Consider the following 17548-nt stretch of genomic DNA (forward strand, 5'->3'; position numbering starts at 1 on the left):
CGTCGTCATCGGTCGAGGCCCGACGACCGCGCCTGAACTCGGTGGTGTGGCGGATCCTGCCACAGCTCATCGCCCAGCCGGCGGTCACGGTCCCCTGGGTCGGCGAGCGGGGGGTGTCTCGCAGGCTGCGGCGCAGCGGGCCATCGACCAGCCGGTGCAGGCCAGCCTCCTCACGCCCGTGAACTCCCACCGCCACAACCGCGTCTCGATCGCGGCAGGGACCAATCAGGCCATGGACGGTGTCATGCCGGCGGCGCGCAGGCGGAGGGGCATCCGGGCCTGATGTTCCAGCGACACACCCTTCTTTCGCACCTTTCCTTGCATCGGCTCGAATATCTGGTTGTGAACGCTCTGACAAGGGAAGAACCTGGGCAACATGCCTCCCGGATTCCCATAGCAGACGAAACCTGATCACCGTGGTATCGAACGTTGAGGGACCACGAGCGTCGCCCAAGACATGACTGAACAAGTCGTCTGGCAGCGGCACCAACGTCGAGTGCCCCACGGCAATCGTCAGCGGCAACACCGTGGACGATGCAGCGAGCAGCGGCATCAACTTCCATAACGAGGCCGACCGCCCGGGGCGGATCACGATCACTGGCAATGTCGGGCGCCGCAGCGCCAGCCACGGCATCCAGGCTCGCACCGGAGGTCGCGGCGCGACCTACCCCACCGAGTCAATGATCATCACCAGCAACCGGGTGGAGGACTCGGGCGGCAACGGCATCCAAGCCGGGTGGTGGCTGACCGCCGCCGGATGGGCCGCCTACGCGCTCGCGGTGATCTTCGTGTTCCCAGGCTCGGTGATCTCGTGGGGGTCGTCGCTGATGCTCACCATGGTGGGCCTAACCCGGATCGTGACACTGACGCTGATCGAGCAGGACGCGTTGCGGCTGCGGGATCAGGTGCACACGGGGCAGGTGGAGGTGGTCTCCCATGAGTGAGGAGTCGATCGTCACCCTGATCGGCATGATCCTCTCCGCTGGTGTGCTGGCCCCGGGCATCGGCTGGCTGAACCGCCGCCTCGGTGACGGCGAGGCCAAGCCTGCCCCGGTGACTACGGCCGACGCTGATGCTGTGCACGCCCACCAGTCCCAGCAGCTCGTCCTCGCCTCCCTCAACGCCATGGGCGCCGCCCTGGCATCCACGCAGGGGGACCTCGAGGACACCCGGGGTGATCTCGCGCAGGAGCAGGAGCGCACCTCCTGCCTCGAGCGCACCGTGGAATCCCTGCGGCGATCCCAGGGGCAGGACGGCGCGCTGATCCGCACGCTCACGGCGTGGGCGCGGGATGTGCACACGCGCTGGCCGGCGCTGCGCCTTACCCGGCGGGGCCGCACCCATGAGAGGAGTCACCGCATGGTGATGCTCACCGGACTCGCGGACGGGCTGCGCAAGCACGGCCTGACCGTGATCGAGATCGACGGGTGGAAGACCCGCGGCTGGGCCGGGCGTGGGTTCTACGGCACACCCAAGGGCGGGCTGCACCACCACACGGCCACGACCAGCGCTCGCCGCTACAGCACCGGGTCGCCGACGCTGAACATGCTGATCAGCGGCCGCTCCGACCTCCCCGGCCCGTTGTGCAACCTCGCCTTCGGGCGCGGCGGCGCCGTGGCCTTGACCGCCTACTCAAGCGCGACCCGGCCCGAGGCCCCCTGCCCCCGCAGGTCAACGCACTGGCCGACACCGGGGAGTACGCCTCGAACCTCGCGCCCCCCGAGCAGATCCCCTCCGATGGCCTCGTCCTCGCTGAGGACCAGGCCATCACCGACGAACCCGCTCCCAGCTCCACAGACCTCGACGACCCGGTCGCCCGCCTGCGCTCGCAGGTCGGCGGGTCCTGACCCCGGCACGAACACGGCCCCCCTCTCGCTGCTCAGCGGGAGGGAACCGTTTCGTCGTGTCCGGAGGCACAGAGCGGGCTCACTGGACGGCCGTGACTACGATGAACTTGCCCTTCCCCTGGTGCCCCCCGTCCCGAAGGCCCCCCAATGAACCTTGATCCCAGTCGCCTCGATCTCGCTGCTGCGGCGCGGCAAGCTGCCGGCAAGGCCTACGCGCGCCCAGTGGATCTGGCGCAGCGTCTGGAGACCCATCGTGCTGGCGTGCTGCGGTTGCCGCCGCATCCTGACTGGTCCGGTGACGTGCTGGACTGGGCGGCTGATCCGTTCAGCGATCGGAACTGGCAATTCCAGCACCACACGTTGCGCTGGCTCGCGCCCGTGCTGTGGGCTGCGCTGGATGGGGACGAGCAGGCGCGCGCCGAGTGGCTGGCAACAGCCCAGTCCTGGTTCGAGGCCAATGTGCCCGCGTCGAAGGCGGCGTCGTCCTTCGCCTGGAAGGACATGGCAGACGGGAATCGGGCGATCAACCTGTCTCTTGGTGCCGCGCTGGTCGGCCAGGAGGATGCCTGGTTCGTGGAGCTGTTGGAGGCCCATCGGGATTGGCTGATGGACGAGTCCCACATCGTGGGCAAGAACCATGGCCTGCACCAGCATGCGGGGCTGTTCGTGGTCGGAGCCGTCCTGCGTGATGGTGCCGCGATGGATACGGCGGTGGAGCGGATGACGGCGCAGTTCACCACGACGTTCGACGAGCAGGGGTGCAATGACGAGGGGTCGGCGGCGTACCACCAGATGAATCTGGCGTGGTGGTCGCAGGCTTGGGATCGTGTGGCGCTTGAGGGACGGCCTATCCCTGAGGCGGTGCGGGCCAGCATGGCCGCCGCTGAGGACGTCTTGGTGCACCTGGCTCAGCCTGATGGTCGGATTCCTCAGATCGGGGACTCTGCTCGCGGGCCTCTGCGCCCCGGGCATGGGCCGCTTGCCGAGTTCGTGGCGAGTCAGGGCAGGCGAGGCACCCGCCCGGAGGGCACGGTGCGGGTCCTCGACGGAGGGTACGTCCTGTCCCGTAGCGGGTGGGGCGAGTCTCGGCCGATCGCTGATGAGTCCCACATGGTGCTGCGTCACGGGCGAGACGTTCGGGCGCATGCGCACCACGATTTGGGCAGCGTGCACCTCTACTCGCAGGGCACGCCGTGGCTGGTCGATGGGGGGGTTCCATAGCTATCAGCCGAAGGATCCCACCCGGAAGTACCTGCATTCGCGCGCGGCCCACAACGTGGCCGTGATCCCTGGCCTCGAGCACGACGACAGCGCCGATGTGCGACTGGAGCGCGCTGAGGTCACGGGCGAGGCGCACGACTTCGTTCTGGCGGACCTCGGCTATTCCGAGGTCTCTCTGCGCAGACGTGTGACGTATCTCGTCGAGCTCGACTGCTGGATCGTGTGGGACTCCGCGGACAGCCCCGAGCGTCGCTTGGTTCAGCAGTGGCAGGTCGAGCCGGGGGTCACCGTGCAGCTGCGAGATCGCGGGTTCAGGCTCCGGTCGTCGCGCAGCGCGCTGAACATGACGTGGCTCGGTGCCGCGCCGCGACTGCGTCGTCATCAGGCTGTCGAAGGCGATCAGCACGGGTGGATCGGGACCCGATGGAAGACCTCGGTGCCGAGCAATCTCCTCACGGCAGAGGCCGTAGCTGGCCCTCGAGGTGCTGCGGTGCTGGTCGCCCCTGCTGGGCGGGAGCCTCTGGGGGTCGTGGACTCCTATGTCACGTCTCAGGGCGCCCTGACGGCAAGCCTCATCCGTGGCAGGCACGTCTGGGCCCTGAGCATCGACGAAGATGTCTCGGTCCGCGAGTCCTGACCGGGCCTAGTCCAGCTAGGCCGCCGCCAGGGCGTCGGGGTCGTCGGCGAGGTGGCCGTAGCGGTCGCTGGTGGTCTTGATGGACTCGTGCCCCAGTCGTCGCTGGATCACGGTCAGCGGCACCTCGGCGGCGATCAGCCATGAGGCGTGCGTGTGCCGCCGGTCGTGGATCCTCGGCCGCGCCCGCAGCTGGTCGCCGAGCTCGTCCAGCGCTGGCCCCCGGGCACGGTGCAGCTCCTGGATGGACAGCCGCCCGCCGTGCACGGATGGGAAGACCAGGCCCCTGGGCCCGATCTCGTGGTGCTCGAGGTGCTCGGCCAGCCGCTGGGCGAGCCGGGACGGCAGAGTCACGGTGCGGCGGCCGCGCTGGGTCTTGGGCGCACCGACGACGAACCGCCCGTCGGCGGCCGGGTCGGTCTTCCATGCCTTCGACACCGACACCACTCCCCTGCCACCGCCATCCCCTGCGCCGGCGCTCGCGGCGTCGGGCAGGGTGAGGTCGGCGCCGCGCAGTGCGGTGGCCTCGCCGAAGCGCAGCCCGATGCCGGCCAGGAAATCGACCAGCGTGGCCGTGCATGGCGGCAGCGCCGCGGTCATCTGCTCGAGCTCGGCACGGGTGAGGAACACGGGCTCGCGCACGACCTCGCCGCGGGGTGGCTGCACGCCCTTGGCGACGTTGCCGGGGATCAGGCCGTCGACCACAGCGGTGCTCAGCGCCGCGGAGAGCAGCGCCTGGATGTTCTTCTTGGTTCTTGGCCGCCCCGGCCATCCCGTTGAGCCAGGCGGCGACGTCGCGCCGCGTGAGGGTATCCACGGGCACGGCCCCGAGCACGGGCACGATGTGCCGGGCGGCCATGGCCCTGTAGCGGGCCCGGGTGTCGGGACCGATCGCCGTGAGCTGGTCGATGTGCGCGGTGAGCACCGCGTCCACGGTCGGCGAGCTCGGGCGCAGCCGTGAGGCGGCCTGGGCGGCCAGCGCGAAGCTGTTCCCGTTGGCGTTGAGGAAGTCCGACAGCTCTTCGGCGTCGCGGCGGGTGGCCAGCGTCCTGGTCGTCCGCTTGACCGTCTTGGGCTCGACCCACCGGACGACGAACGCGGTCGTGCCGTCCTTGCGCGGACGCTCTCTGACGAAGGCCACGGCACCAGAACCTGGACGCCGTGCCAGTGAAAAAGCCCCTCGTGCCAACTGGCACGAGGGGCTTCCTGCCCTGACTAGGGCGAACACTGTGCGCGGAGGGGGACTTGAACCCCCACCCTCTAATACGAGGACTAGCACCTCAAGCTAGCGCGTCTGCCTATTCCGCCACCCGCGCGGGTGACTCACGATCCTGCCGGGAACCGGCCGGTCGCTGAGCAACGCGGACTACTTTAGCACAGCCTGGGGCTCTCCAGAGACGCGAACGGGCCGCCGGCTCCCCCGAGGGGAATCGGCGGCCCGCGAGCCGGAAGCGATCAGTTCCGCTCGATCGCGGCCCGGTAGACCTCCAGGGTGCGCTCAGCGATGGCCTCCCAGGCGAAGTGCTCCTCGGCGCGCTTGCGCCCGGCGCGGCCCATCTCCCGCGCCCGCTCGGGATCGGAGAGGACGTCGGTCAGCGCGGCGGCGAAGTCCGAGACGAACTTCTCGGGATCCAGCGGGGTGCCGGAGCCGTCGTCGACCTGCTCGATCTCGACCAGGCGGCCGGTCTCGCCGTCCACGACCACCTCGGGGATGCCGCCGGTGGCGGTGGCCACCACGGCGGAGCCGCAGGCCATGGCCTCGAGATTCACGATGCCCAGCGGCTCGTAGATCGACGGGCAGGCGAAGGCGGTGGCGTGGGAGAGGATCTGGATGACCTCCCGGCGCGGGAGCATCTTCTCGATCAGGACCACGCCGTCGCGGGTGGACTTGAGCTCGTCGATCAGCTGGTTGACCTCGGCACCGAGCTCGGGGGTGTCGGCGGCACCGGCGCACAGCACGAGCTGGACGGACGGATCGAGCTGCTTCATGGCACGCAGCAGGAAGGGCACGCCCTTCTGCCGGGTCACGCGCCCCACGAACGCCACGGACGGCCGGGACGGGTCGATCCCGTAGGTCTCCAGGACATCGGTGGACTCGTCGCGGTCCCACTGCTCGACGTCGATCCCGTTGTGGACGGTGTGCACCTTCTCGGGGTCGACCTCCGGGTAGGAGCGCAGGATGTCGCGACGCATGCCGTCCGACACGGCGATGATCGCGGAGGCGCCCATGTACGCGGTCTTCTCCACGAACGACGACAGCGCGTACCCGCCGGCCAGCTGCTCGGCCTTCCACGGGCGCAGCGGCTCGAGCGAGTGGGCGGAGACCACGTGCGGGATGCCGTGCATGAGCCCGGCCAGGTGCCCGGCGAAGTTGGCGTACCAGGTGTGGGAGTGGACCAGGTCGGCGCCGGCGATGTCGTCGACCATGGTCAGGTCCGTGCCCAGCGTCTCGAGCGCGGCATTGGCGCCCTCGAGGTCGGCGGGCACGGGGTAGGCCTTCACGGTCGCGCCGTGGAAGTCCGGCTCGCGAGGCTCGCCGAAGCAGCGGACGTTCAGGTCCACCAGCGGGGCCAGGACCCGGGACAGCTCGGCCACGTGGACGCCGGCGCCTCCGTAGATGGCGGGCGGGAACTCTTTGGAGATGATGTCGATGCGCACGTGATCGACACTACAGTCCCCCGCCCGCACTGCCCATATGCGGACGCCGGATTCACCCACGTCGCACCGTCACGGAGACCTTCGCGCGTCCAGCCGTCGACCGACGCGAGAATGCGCGTGCAAATTGCGGCAAGGCGGCTTCCCATCGGCCCCGATTCAAGGTTGAGTAACCCCGGGTGCGCGGACGTGATCTGCGCCTCCTCTGGGGGCGGGGCCCCTGGGACGACGACGTCTTCCACACGAGAGGTTCCATCATGGTGCGACCGAATGTCCTTGCCATCGTTCTGGCTGGCGGCGAGGGCAAGCGCCTGATGCCGCTGACGGAGGACCGGGCCAAGCCCGCGGTCCCGTTCGGCGGCTCGTACCGGCTGATCGACTTCGCGCTGTCCAACCTGGTGAACTCCGGCTATCTGCAGGTGGTCGTGCTCACCCAGTACAAGTCGCACTCCATGGACCGCCACCTCTCGGAGACCTGGCGCCTGTCCACCCTGCTGGGCAACTACATCGCCTCGGTCCCGGCCCAGCAGCGCTCCGGCAAGGACTGGTTCCTGGGCTCGGCCAACGCGATCTTCCAGTCCATGAACCTGATCGACGACGCCCGCCCCGACTACGTGGTGGTCGTGGGCGCGGATCACGTCTACCGCATGGACTTCTCCCAGATGCTCGACTTCCACATCGAGAAGGGCGCCAAGGCCACGGTGGCCGGCGTGCGGCAGCCGATGTCGCTCGTGCAGTCCTTCGGCGTGATCGAGACGGATCAGCAGGACTCCTCCCGCATCACCCAGTTCGTGGAGAAGCCCGAGACCACGCAGCCGCTGGCCGATGACCCGGGCCAGTTCCTGGCCTCCATGGGCAACTACATCTTCACCGCCGACGCCCTGGTGGAGGCCCTGCGCGAGGACGACCAGCGCGAGGACTCCAAGCACGACATGGGCGGCGACATCATGCCGTACTTCGCCGATCGAGGAGAGGCCGCCGTCTATGACTTCACGTTCAACGACGTCCCCGGATCGACCGATCGCGACCGCCAGTACTGGCGCGATGTCGGCACCCTGGACTCCTACTACGACGCCCACATGGACCTGCTGCGGCCCATGCCGATCTTCAACCTCTACAACGAGCAGTGGCGGATCTTCACCCACCAGGTCGTCGCACCGCCGGCCAAGCTGGTGCGCGGGCCGTACCACGAGGGCGGCGTGGCCACGGACTCGATCCTCTCTCCCGGCGTCATCGTGGCCGGCGGACGGGTGCAGGAGTCGATCCTCTCGCCGCGCGTGCAGGTGAGCAATCACGCCCGCGTGGCCGAGTCGGTGCTGATGCACAACGTCAAGGTCGAGGACGACGCCGTCGTGGAGCGCTGCATCGTGGACAAGAACGTCGTGATCCCTCAGGGCGTGCGCGTGGGCGTGAACCTGCAGGAGGACCGCGAGCGCGGCCTCACCGTCACGGAGTCCGGGATCACGGTGATCCCCAAGAACTTCACGTTCTGATCCGCAGGACGGCCTGGCCCGGCCGCTGACGACGAAGGCGCCGACCCCTCGGGGCCGGCGCCTTCGCGCATCCGCGATGGATCCCTCAGGAGACCCGGGTGATCTCCACCGTGACCTCGAGGGACTCGGTGGACGAGCCGCCGGTGAGCATGCCCTTCAGCGGGGGGACGTCGCGGTAGTCGCGGCCGTGGCCGACCTTGACGTGGCTGTCGTCCAGCGCCTTGTGGTTGGTGGGGTCATAGGCCCGCCAGTCGCCGTCCCACCATTCGAGCCAGGCGTGGGACTCCCCCGCCACGGTCTGCCCGATCCCGGCGTCCTCGTCCGGGTGGATGTAACCGGAGACGTAGCGTGCCGGGATCCCGAGCTCCCGCAGCAGCGCGATGGCCACGTGGGAGAGGTCCTGGCACACGCCCTTGGCGTCGCTCCACACGGCGTCGGCGTCGGTGTGCACGCCGGTGACGCCCGATTCGTAGGCGACCCGTTCGGCGATCCGGCGCAGGATCTCCCGGGCTGCGGCATCGGGCGTCTCGGCGGTCTCGCGCACCTGCTCGGCCACGGCCTTGAGCTCCTCGCCGGCCGCGGTCAGCGAGGTCGGCGCGATGTACTCGGCCTGTGTATCCAGCAGGTGCGGGTCCCGCAGCTGCTCCCAGCCCACCTTCTCGACGTCGGTCTCCGCAGCCGCGGAGCGGTCCACGTCCACAGTGGCCGAGGAGCGCACCTCGAGCACAGTATGGCGATGCGGGATGTCGAAGTCCGCCACGCGCGTGCCGAAGTAGTCGACGTAGTTGTGGATCGACGCCGACGACGGCTTCACCGCCAGCTCTGCGGTGATCACGTGCTGCTCGTCGTCGCTGACCGGGGTCATCCGGGCCTCGTTGTGGGAGCGCGAGACGGTGCTTTCGTAGGTGTAGCGGGTGATGTGATCGATCTTGAGCCTGCTCACAGGACACCTCCGAACCAGGACGCCTCCTGGGCGTGGATGAAGTACTTCTCGCTCACGGCCTGGGAGGCCCGGCTGATGGCGGACTGGACGCCGTTGAGCTGCCGCGGCAGGTCCCGCACGATGTCCTCGGCGCTGTCGTACTCGAGCTCCATGAGGGTTTTGCCGATGATGCGGCGGGCCTCGCTGGAGACACCCAGTCGCCCTCCCCCGGGATCGAGGTCCGAGAGCACCTTCTCGGCCCGGCGCAGCGAGTAGATGATCGTGCGCGGGAAGAGACGGTCGAGGACCAGGAAGCGGGTCGCCGACTCGTCGTTGAAGGAGCCGCCGCGCGAGCGCAGGAAGGCCTCATAGGCCCCCGCGCACTCGAGGATCTCGGCCCACGTGGCCTCCCCGGAGCCGCCGCGGGAGGAGGCCCGGGTCCACAGCAGGCGGGCGGTCATGTCTGCGCGCTCGAGCGTGACGCCCAGGGTCAGGAACTGCCAGGACTGGTCGTGGGCCATGGTCATATCTGCCAGGCCGCGGGTCATGGAGATCCGCTCGGAAGTCCACTGGCACATGCGGAAGGTGCCCACGGTGTCCTTGCTGTGATCGGACAGCCCGTAGTTGGTGGCGTTGAGGGTCTGCCACATGGACGAGGAGACGATCTCGCGGGCGCGTCGTGCGTTCTCGCGCGCGGCTCCCACGGAGCCTGCGATCGAGGTGGTGGTCTGCGAGTTCCAGGCCAGTTCGAAGATCATCTCCTGCACGCCGGCATCCGCCTGGGGCTCCACCCCCATGATGGCCATGATCCTGCGGGCCTCCTGGCCCTGCTCGTGGACCGGCAGCTGGGTGATGCGCTCCAGGTGGACCTCGAGGATCCGGGCGACGCCGTCGGCGCGCTCCATGTAGCGACCGATCCAGAACAGCGACTCTGCGATGCGGCTGAGCATCAGCGCTTCCCCTCTCCCGTGGTGCGGACCGCCCCGGCCGGGGCCGCCTGCTGCTGCTGCTCCTGCTGGCGGCGCAGCGCGGAGTCGTCGAAGTCCCCGCCGTGGGCCGGTGCGGTGGCCTCCATGTCGGCCACGGTCTCCGTTGCCTCCGGATCGGCGGCCGGCTCCGGGCGGTGCTGACCGACCACCCAGGTGTCCTTGGAGCCGCCGCCCTGCGACGAGTTCACGATCAGCGATCCCTTCTGCATGGCCACGCGCGTGAGTCCGCCGGGCAGGACGTACATGTCATCGCCGGAGTTCACGCAGAACGGGCGCAGGTCGACGTGGCGCGGCGAGAAGCCCTCGCCATCGAAGGTGGGCACAGTGGACAGCTGCAGCACGGGCTGGGCGATCCAGCCGCGCGGGTCCTCGAGGATCTTGGCGCGCACGTCGTCGATCTCCTCAGCGCTGGCCAGAGGGCCGATCACGATGCCCTTGCCGCCGGAGCCGTCGACCGGCTTGACCACGAGCTCCTCCAGGTGCGCCAGGACGTACTCGCGCGCCTCGTCCTCCTCGAGCCGGTAGGTGTCCACGTTGGACAGGATCGGCTCCTCGTCCAGGTAGTACCGGATGAGATCCGGGACGTAGGAGTAGACGAGCTTGTCATCGGCCACGCCGTTGCCGATCGCGTTGGCGATGGTGACGTTGCCGTGACGCGCCGCATTGACCAGCCCGGGGCAGCCCAGCACGGAGTCGGGGCGCAGCTGCAGCGGGTCGGTGAAGTCGTCGTCGATGCGCTTGTAGATCACGTCCACTCGCTGCTCGCCCTCGGTGGTGCGCATGAACACGCGGTCGCCGCGCACCACCAGGTCGCGGCCCTCCACGAGCTCCACGCCCATCAGCCCGGCCAGCAGGGTGTGCTCGAAGTACGCCGAGTTGAACACGCCGGGGGTCAGCACGACCACGACGGCGTCCTCGCCGGGCTCCGGGGCCGTGCTCTGCAGCGCGTGCAGCAGCTGGCGGGGGTACGAGTCCACGCCCAGGATCGGGGTGGAGACGAAGGCCTCGGGCAGGCCCTTCATCATGGCGCGGCGGTTCTCGATCACGTAGGAGACGCCCGAGGGCACGCGCACGTTGTCCTCGAGGACCCGGAAGGTCCCGGCGTCGTCGCGCACCAGGTCGATGCCTGCCACGTGGATGCGCACCCCGCCCACGGGCTGGAAGCCCCACACGCAGCGGTGGAAGTGCGACGACGAGGTGATCAGCGACCGCGGCACGATGCCATCGGCGATCACCCGCTGCTCTCCGTAGACGTCGTCCAGGAAGTGCTCGAGCGCCTTCACGCGCTGCTTGACGCCGCGCTCGACGACCTCCCATTCCTCCTGCGGGATGACCCGCGGGACGATGTCGAGCGGAAAGGGCCGCTCCTCGCCGGCGTAGTCGAAGGTCACGCCGCGATCCAGGAAGGATCGGGCCATGAGCTCATCGCGGCCGGTGACGGAGGGCAGGTCGAGTCCGTCGAGGACCTCGTGGACCCGGTCGTACGACGGGCGCACGGCCTCAGGAGCGGAGAACATCTCGTCGTAGGCCGCCTGGCCCGACAGGTCCTCCGGATAGCCGCTGAACAGTCTCGTCATGTCGTGGCAGTCGCTTCCTCGTCTGCGCTGGAGCCGCGGGCGCGCCGCGGAGCCGGGCCGATCGCCCGTAAGGAGTCTCACACATCCGGTGCCCGTCCGACGTCTGCCCCGCTGGATGACAGTCCGCGGCGCGGTGTCCATAGGATGGGTCCGTGCCGACTCCCAGCCTGACCCGAGAAGAAGCAGCCGACCGCACCCAGCGCGTGCGCCCGCACCGATGCGAGGTGGACCTCGATCTCACCGGCGCCCCGGACCCCGCGCGCAGCACCTACCCGGTGGAGGTGATCTGGAGCTTCTCCTTCGACCGCGGTGACGGGCCCGATGAGACCTTCCTGGACTTCACGGGGCAGGTCAGCGAGGTCGAGATCAACGGCCGCAGCCTCAGCACCGAGCAGATCGCCGCCGCGTTCTGCCAGGACCGCCTGCGCCTGCAGGGCCTGCAGGCCGAGAACCGGGTGCGCGTGCGCGGCGAGGCCCTCTACTCCCGCTCCGGGGAGGGCATGCACCGCTACACCGACCCGCAGGACGGCGAGGTCTACCTCTACACCCAGTACGAGCCGGCCGATGCCCACCGGGTGATGCCGTGCTTCGATCAGCCGGATCTGCGCGCCGAGTGGATCTTCCGGATCACGGCCCCGCGGCAGTGGGAGGTGCGCTCCAACTCCACGGCGCTGCGCGCCTCTGCGGAGCCGGGCGGCGACTCCCCCGAGCAGGCGGCCGCGACTCACCACGAGTTCGCCCCCACGCTGCCCATCCCGGCGTATCTGACCTCGGTGCTGGCCGGACCGTACGTGAGCGCCGAGTCGTCGTGGGAATCCTCCTCCGCGCAGCGGCCGCAGTCCCTGCCGCTGCACCTGTGGTGCCGGGCCTCGATGGCCGAGCACCTGGATGCCGAGGAGATCTTCACGATCACCCGCCAGGGCCTCGACTTCTTCACCGAGCTGTTCGACCTGCCCTACCCGTTCGAGACGTACGAGCAGGCCTTCGTGCCGGAGTACAACCTGGGCGCCATGGAGAACCCCGGGCTGGTGACCTTCACGGAGGACTACCTCTTCCCGGACGGCGCCAGCCGCCAGCAGCTTGCCGGGCGTGCGAACACGATCCTGCACGAGATGGCCCACATGTGGTTCGGCGACCTGGTGGCGATCCGCTGGTGGGAGGACCTGTGGCTCAAGGAGTCCTTCGCCGAGTTCATGGGCGCCCACGCCTCGGTGTCGGCCACGCAGTTCACGGAGGCCTGGGCGGGCTTCGCCGTGCGCCGCAAGGCCTGGGCCTACCGCCAGGACGCCATGGCGACCACCCACCCGATCGTGGCCGATGTCCCGGATGTGGCCGCGGCCAAGCAGAACTTCGACGGCATCACCTACGCCAAGGGCGCGGCCGCCCTCAAGCAGCTCGTGGCCTTCGTGGGCCTCGAGGATTTCACGCGGGCCTGCCGGGTCTACTTCCGCCGCCATGCCTTCGGCTCCGCGCGCCTGGAGGACTTCCTGGCCGTGCTGCAGGAGTCCTCCCAGCGCGACACCGCCTCCTGGGCCCGCGACTGGCTCACCACCACCGGGGCCACAGTCCTGCGGCTGCAGACGCGCCGCGATCCCGACGGCACCCTGGTCTCGGCCTCCCTGACGCCCGAGGGCACCGTCCACGATCCCTCCTCCGAACGTGATCACCAGCTCGCCGTCTCCGTGTGGGGCACGGACGCGCAGCCACAGCGCAGCCTCGAGCTGACCCTGTCCGGGCGCACCGCCCACGAGCTGCCGGAGCTGGCCGGGGCCGACGGCGTGGTGGTGGTCAACGACCGCGACCTGGACTACGCCGAGATCGTGGCCGATGAGCCCACCCGCGCGGATCAGCTGGCCCGGCTGTCGTCGATCCCGGATCCCATGGCCCGGGCTGTGGTGTGGTCCGCGCTGTGGACCGACGTCCGCCAGGCCCGCCTGGATGCGGAGGACTTCACCGCCGCGGTGATCGATCACCTCTTCGCGGAGACCGACGAGGCCGTGTTCACTACGGTGCTCGGCCAGGCCGAGGAGGCCCTCGAGTCGTATCTGCCGGCACGCCGCCGCCCGCAGATCCGCGGCAGGCTGCTGCGCCGGGTGATCGACGAGCTGCACGGCGCCGAGCACGGCTCGGATCGCCAGCGCAGCCTGGCCTCGTCCTTCGCCCGCCTCGGTCAGCGCGACGGCGCCGCCCACGGCCTGGCCCAGGACCTGCTCAGCGGCGAGGTCGTGCTGCCCGGCCTGCACCTGGGCCCGGCGCTGCGCTGGTCCCTGCTGACCGGGCTGGTGGCCACGAATCACGCCGTGGACAGTTCGATCATGCGCGAGGCGGAGCGCGATGCCTCCCGCGTCTCCCAGATCGGGCGGGCGCGCACGAACGCCGCACGCCCCACCTCACGCGCCAAGGATCTGGCGTGGGCCGAGATCCTGGGCCACGAGCTGACCAACGACCTGCTCACCGCCACGATCGAGGGCTTCCAGCTCGGCTCCCCGGATCTGCTGGCGCCCTACCGGAAGCGCTACTTCGAGATCATCGACTCCGAGTGGTCGCAGCGCTCGATCGGCATGGCCACCCGTCTGGTCCGCGGCCTCTTCCCCGCCGCCGCGGACCTGGCCCCGGGGGCTGATCCCGAGCAGGATCCGATCCTGCGCCGATCGCAGCAGTGGCTTCAGGAGCATCCGCAGGCCGATCCGGCCCTGCGCCGAGTCGTGATCGAGTGCCGCGATGAGCTCGCCCGGAGGCTGCGAGCGCAGGCGGCTGCCCGGCCCTGAGCCCGCGCTGCCATGACGCCGCCTCCTATGGGGTCCACAATCCCCGGCTCCGGTGCCGCCTCGTGACAGACTGGCGGCACCGGGAGACCGATTGTCCCCGGCAGCAGTGGATGGCACCGCGCACAGCGTGCCCCAGAGGCAGAGGACGACGATGGCCGATTACCCCCTGAACGATCGGGGATCTCTGCAGGTCGTGACCGAGAACTTCTACGACGCGGAGATCATCCGCGTCTTCGGCGACCTCCCCCTCGGCACCCCCCGCAGCTACGACGGCCCCGCCGTCCTGGTCCCCGAGCCGGATCATCCCGTGGACCCCACGACCATCACGGTGCGCATCGCCGGCCAGCGCGTGGGGCACCTGGCGCCGCAGGATGCCGAGCGCTACTGGCCGGCGATCACCCGCGTGGTCGCCTCCGGCTACGACGCCGTGGCCGTCGCGCACCTGAAGGCGGCCCTGGTGGCCGCCGACGAGGCCACCGAGGTCGATGCCGACCTGCGCCTGGATCTCTCGGCGCCCGATCTGCTCTTCCCGCTGAACTCGGCCCCGCAGCGGGCCGCCGTGCTGCCGCAGGGCTCCTCGATCAAGGTGCTCGAGGAGTCGCAGCACGCCGATTACCTGCATTCCGTGCTGCCGCGCACCGGCGAGGGCCGGGTCATGCTGACCCTGGAGGTCAATCAGATCCGCACTCCTGCCGGGGAGCACGTGGACATCGTGGAGGTGCTGCATCAGCGCCAGGTCGTGGGGCGGCTGTCCACGCAGATGTCCGAGGTCTTCATCCCGGTGATCCGTCACGCCTTCGATCACGATCTGCTCACCGCGGCCTGGGGAACCATCCGCGGCACGTCCTACGAGGTCTCGCTGACCGTGCAGGCCGCCCGTCCGGACATGATCCCGGACGAGTGGTTCGAGCGACTGCCGCGCGAGTTCCTCCCGCTGGAGCCGGAGGCGGACAGCTACCGCGTCCCGGACGCCTACGTCCCCTCCGAGCTGGAGGCCTCCCGCCCGACGCGCTGGCGGCGTCGCACCGGTTCCGCCGGCACCGCGGAGACCGCGCGCACGGCCTTCCCCGGTCTGGCAGGCCGCGGGGAGCCGGACGAGCCGCAGTCCCCGCAGCGCGGCTCCCGCATCGCCGGCTGGCGCTTGGCACGCGCCGGGCGCGCCGATGCTCGGAGCGCTCGCGCCGCAGGGTCAGGGCGCGAGGACCACAACCGCAGCGCTCGGCCCGACGGCACCTTCCTGGGCCTGCTGGCGATCACCGCCGCCCTGGTGGTGCTCGGGCTGATCTTCGTGGGCCGTGAGCCGCTGGTGACGGGCCTGTGCCTGATCGCCGCGCTGGCGGCCGGGCTGATGGCCTTCTACCTGCGCTCCGTCATGCCCGGGGCCCCGCGCCCCGAGCAGCAGGACAGCGGCGCGGAGCGCACCAGCACGGCCGCGGACACGCGCGATGACATCCCCGCCGCGGCGCCCGAGTCCGCCCGGCGCGACACCGCACCGCACGAGTCCTGATCCTCCCCGGAATGCTCTCGCGGCGCGAACGGCTCTTCCAGATCCTGGAGGTCCTCTCCCAGCACGGCTTCGGCTTCGTGCTGGCGGGGCTCAAGCCCGAGTGGCGCGCCCCGCTGGAGCGCGTGCGCCTGGTGGACCCAGAGAAGGTGCGACCGCAGCCCGTCCACCTGCGTCTGGCGCTCGAGGAGCTCGGGCCCACGTTCGTGAAGCTCGGCCAGCTGGCCTCCACGCGCCCGGACCTGCTGCCGCAGGAGTACGCCCGCGAGCTGGCCCGGCTGCAGGACTCGTCCCCGCCGATCCCGCCGGATCGCATCCGCGAGCTGCTCGAGCAGGAGCCGGACACCGCCGCCGAGGAGATCCTGCGCCACATCGACCCCGTCCCGCTGGCCACCGGCTCGATCGGGCAGGCGCACACCGCGGTCTACGACGGCATGGACGTCGTCGTGAAGATCCGTCGCCCAGGGATCGTGGACACCGTCAACCGCGACCTGGAGGTGCTGCGCGAGCTCGCCGTGCTGATCACGCGCTACTGGCCGGGCGTGGGCGATCAGGACCTGACCGGGCTGGTGGATCAGTTCGCCGCCTCCATGCGCGATGAGCTCGACTACCTGGCCGAGGCTCGCAGCACGGAGCGGATGCGCGAGCTGTTCGCGGGGCATCCGTCGCTGATCGTGCCCGCTGTGGTGTGGCAGGCGACCTCCTCAAGGGTGCTGACCACCGAGCGGATGTCGGGGATGAAGATCACGGATCACGCGGCGCTGGAGGCCGCGGGGGTGGACCGCCACCAGCTGGCCGTGACGGCCACGCAGATCCTGTGCCAGATGATCTTCGACCACGGCTTCTTCCACGCCGATCCGCACCCGGGGAACCTGTTCATCCACTCCGACGGCTCGATCGCCATGATCGACTTCGGCATGGTCGGCAGCCTCTCGGAGGAGTTCCGCGATGCCCTGGTGACCATGCTCGTGGGCGTCTCCCAGGGCAATGCCCGACGCGCCACCACCGGACTGCTCAAGCTCACCGACCGCGCCCCGGAGAACCTGGACCGCGCCGCCCTGGACCGCGACGTCGAATCCATGATCCGCAGCTACGCCGACCGGCCGCTGGCCGAGGTGCGGATGGCGGCGCTGCTGTCCGATCTGGTGGCCTGCCTGCGCCGCCATCGGCTGCGCCTGCCGCGGGATTCGGCGCTGTTCCTGCGCATGGTGATCACCGCCGAGTCCATCGGCAAAGGCCTGGACCCGGATTTCGACCTGATCTCCGTGATCCGCCCGTTCGCCCGCCAGTTCGTGCTGCGCCGCGTCTCGCCCGAGGCTCTGCTGCAGCGGGTGCGCGGGCTGGTGGAAGAGGCCGTCCAGCTGGGCCAGGACTCCCCCGACGTCATCAGGCGGGTCATGTCCGTGCTGGAGAACGGCGGCTTCGACGTCCACCTGCGCGCCGATGAGCTCGAGCCGCTGCTCAACCGCGGCGAGCGCATCGGCCACCAGGTGATCGCCGGTGCGGTGATCGCGGCCACGATCAACGGCATGTCCCACGTGGTGGCCTCGGAGCCGCAGCGCTACAGCCGCTTCCATGTCCCGCTGATGATCGGCGGGACCGGCACGGTCGGCGTGCTCTCGGCGTACCTGGCGGCCTCCACGGCCACTCCCAGGGTGCGCCGGATCGTCTCCTCGCTGCGCGAGCGCAGACGACGCACCCGGTGAGTCCTGCAGCCTTGCACGGTGTCCGTGTCTGCCTGCGCCCGTCTGTGCTGGTGTGTGCTCAGAGGCCCGGCTGACATGCGATGGATCCACGCAGGCAGGCGCGAAACACAGAGCCTCTTTCGCACGATATGGACTTCCGGGAGGACTCCGGTGCTGACCGGCCAGTAACGTCGATACCGCCGTGCATCGGCTGGCGTGATCCCTGGCGTGATCCGCTGTGCCGATGCCGGGT

General features: G+C 69.9%; 13 protein-coding genes and 1 tRNA gene. 8 read left to right on the forward strand and 6 right to left on the reverse strand.

All coding sequences use genetic code 11. The features are described from left to right. The first annotated feature begins 527 nt into the window (after positions 1–527). Genes M3E84_RS03410 through M3E84_RS03425 form a run of 4 tightly spaced genes read left to right on the forward strand, consistent with a single transcriptional unit; the run spans position 528 to position 3705 of the window. A complete protein-coding gene (locus M3E84_RS03410) occupies positions 528–944 on the forward strand; it encodes a hypothetical protein (protein WP_259894589.1) in 417 nt (138 codons plus the stop codon). Continuing rightward, complete coding sequence (locus tag M3E84_RS03415; RefSeq protein ID WP_259894590.1) at positions 937–1998, forward strand: hypothetical protein; 1062 nt, start codon at positions 937–939, stop codon at positions 1996–1998. Before M3E84_RS03410 ends, M3E84_RS03415 begins: the two co-directional genes overlap by 8 nt. Beyond that, complete coding sequence (locus tag M3E84_RS03420; protein WP_259894591.1) at positions 1995–3068, forward strand: heparinase II/III family protein; 1074 nt, start codon at positions 1995–1997, stop codon at positions 3066–3068. The genes M3E84_RS03415 and M3E84_RS03420 overlap by 4 nt, the downstream gene beginning before the upstream one ends. Beyond that, positions 3052–3705, forward strand: a complete 654-nt coding sequence (locus M3E84_RS03425) for a hypothetical protein (protein WP_259894592.1) — start codon at positions 3052–3054, stop codon at positions 3703–3705. Before M3E84_RS03420 ends, M3E84_RS03425 begins: the two co-directional genes overlap by 17 nt. A gap of 15 nt (positions 3706–3720) precedes the next feature. Here M3E84_RS03425 and M3E84_RS03430 read toward each other — a convergent pair whose 3' ends face one another. The 3 genes from M3E84_RS03430 to glgA form a co-directional block, all read right to left on the reverse strand. After that, positions 3721–4407, reverse strand: coding sequence for a site-specific integrase (locus M3E84_RS03430; RefSeq protein WP_259894593.1), 687 nt, complete (start codon positions 4405–4407; stop codon positions 3721–3723). 525 nt (positions 4408–4932) lie between these two features. Next, positions 4933–5018 (reverse strand) — tRNA-Leu (locus tag M3E84_RS03435). Positions 5019–5157: 139 nt separating this feature from the next. Continuing rightward, the gene (gene glgA / locus M3E84_RS03440; RefSeq protein WP_259894594.1) at positions 5158–6360 is read right to left on the reverse strand and encodes a glycogen synthase; all 1203 of its coding nucleotides are present in this window, start codon (positions 6358–6360) and stop codon (positions 5158–5160) included. A 254-nt stretch (positions 6361–6614) separates the two neighbouring features. Here glgA and glgC point away from each other — a divergent pair, with 254 nt between their 5' ends. Then, on the forward strand, positions 6615–7850 hold the full coding sequence (gene glgC, locus M3E84_RS03445) for a glucose-1-phosphate adenylyltransferase (RefSeq protein ID WP_259894595.1): 1236 nt from the start codon (positions 6615–6617) through the stop codon (positions 7848–7850). Positions 7851–7935: 85 nt separating this feature from the next. Here the strand turns inward: glgC and M3E84_RS03450 are convergent, their stop codons facing one another. From M3E84_RS03450 to M3E84_RS03460, 3 genes are read right to left on the reverse strand one after another with little or no spacing between them, the layout of a single operon-like run. Further along, a complete protein-coding gene (locus M3E84_RS03450) occupies positions 7936–8793 on the reverse strand; it encodes a transglutaminase family protein (RefSeq protein ID WP_259894596.1) in 858 nt (285 codons plus the stop codon). Continuing rightward, a complete protein-coding gene (locus M3E84_RS03455) occupies positions 8790–9722 on the reverse strand; it encodes an alpha-E domain-containing protein (RefSeq protein WP_259894597.1) in 933 nt (310 codons plus the stop codon). Before M3E84_RS03455 ends, M3E84_RS03450 begins: the two co-directional genes overlap by 4 nt. Next, a complete protein-coding gene (locus M3E84_RS03460; protein ID WP_259894598.1) occupies positions 9722–11338 on the reverse strand; it encodes a circularly permuted type 2 ATP-grasp protein in 1617 nt (538 codons plus the stop codon). The genes M3E84_RS03455 and M3E84_RS03460 overlap by 1 nt, the downstream gene beginning before the upstream one ends. A 152-nt stretch (positions 11339–11490) precedes the next feature. On the opposite strand from M3E84_RS03460, the gene pepN reads away from it, so the two are divergent. From pepN to M3E84_RS03475, 3 genes are all read left to right on the forward strand, one after another. Next, positions 11491–14106 carry an aminopeptidase N gene (gene pepN / locus M3E84_RS03465; protein WP_259894599.1) on the forward strand — a complete coding sequence of 872 codons (2616 nt, stop codon included), beginning with the start codon at positions 11491–11493 and terminating at the stop codon, positions 14104–14106. 151 nt (positions 14107–14257) lie between these two features. Next, the gene (locus M3E84_RS03470) at positions 14258–15613 is read left to right on the forward strand and encodes a hypothetical protein (protein WP_259894600.1); all 1356 of its coding nucleotides are present in this window, start codon (positions 14258–14260) and stop codon (positions 15611–15613) included. An 11-nt stretch (positions 15614–15624) separates the two neighbouring features. Continuing rightward, complete coding sequence (locus tag M3E84_RS03475; protein WP_259894601.1) at positions 15625–17316, forward strand: AarF/ABC1/UbiB kinase family protein; 1692 nt, start codon at positions 15625–15627, stop codon at positions 17314–17316. The last annotated feature ends 232 nt before the right edge of the window (positions 17317–17548 follow it).

Origin of the sequence: Kocuria sp. p3-SID1428, from assembly GCF_025149945.1 — a bacterium.
Taxonomy (GTDB): domain Bacteria; phylum Actinomycetota; class Actinomycetes; order Actinomycetales; family Micrococcaceae; genus Kocuria.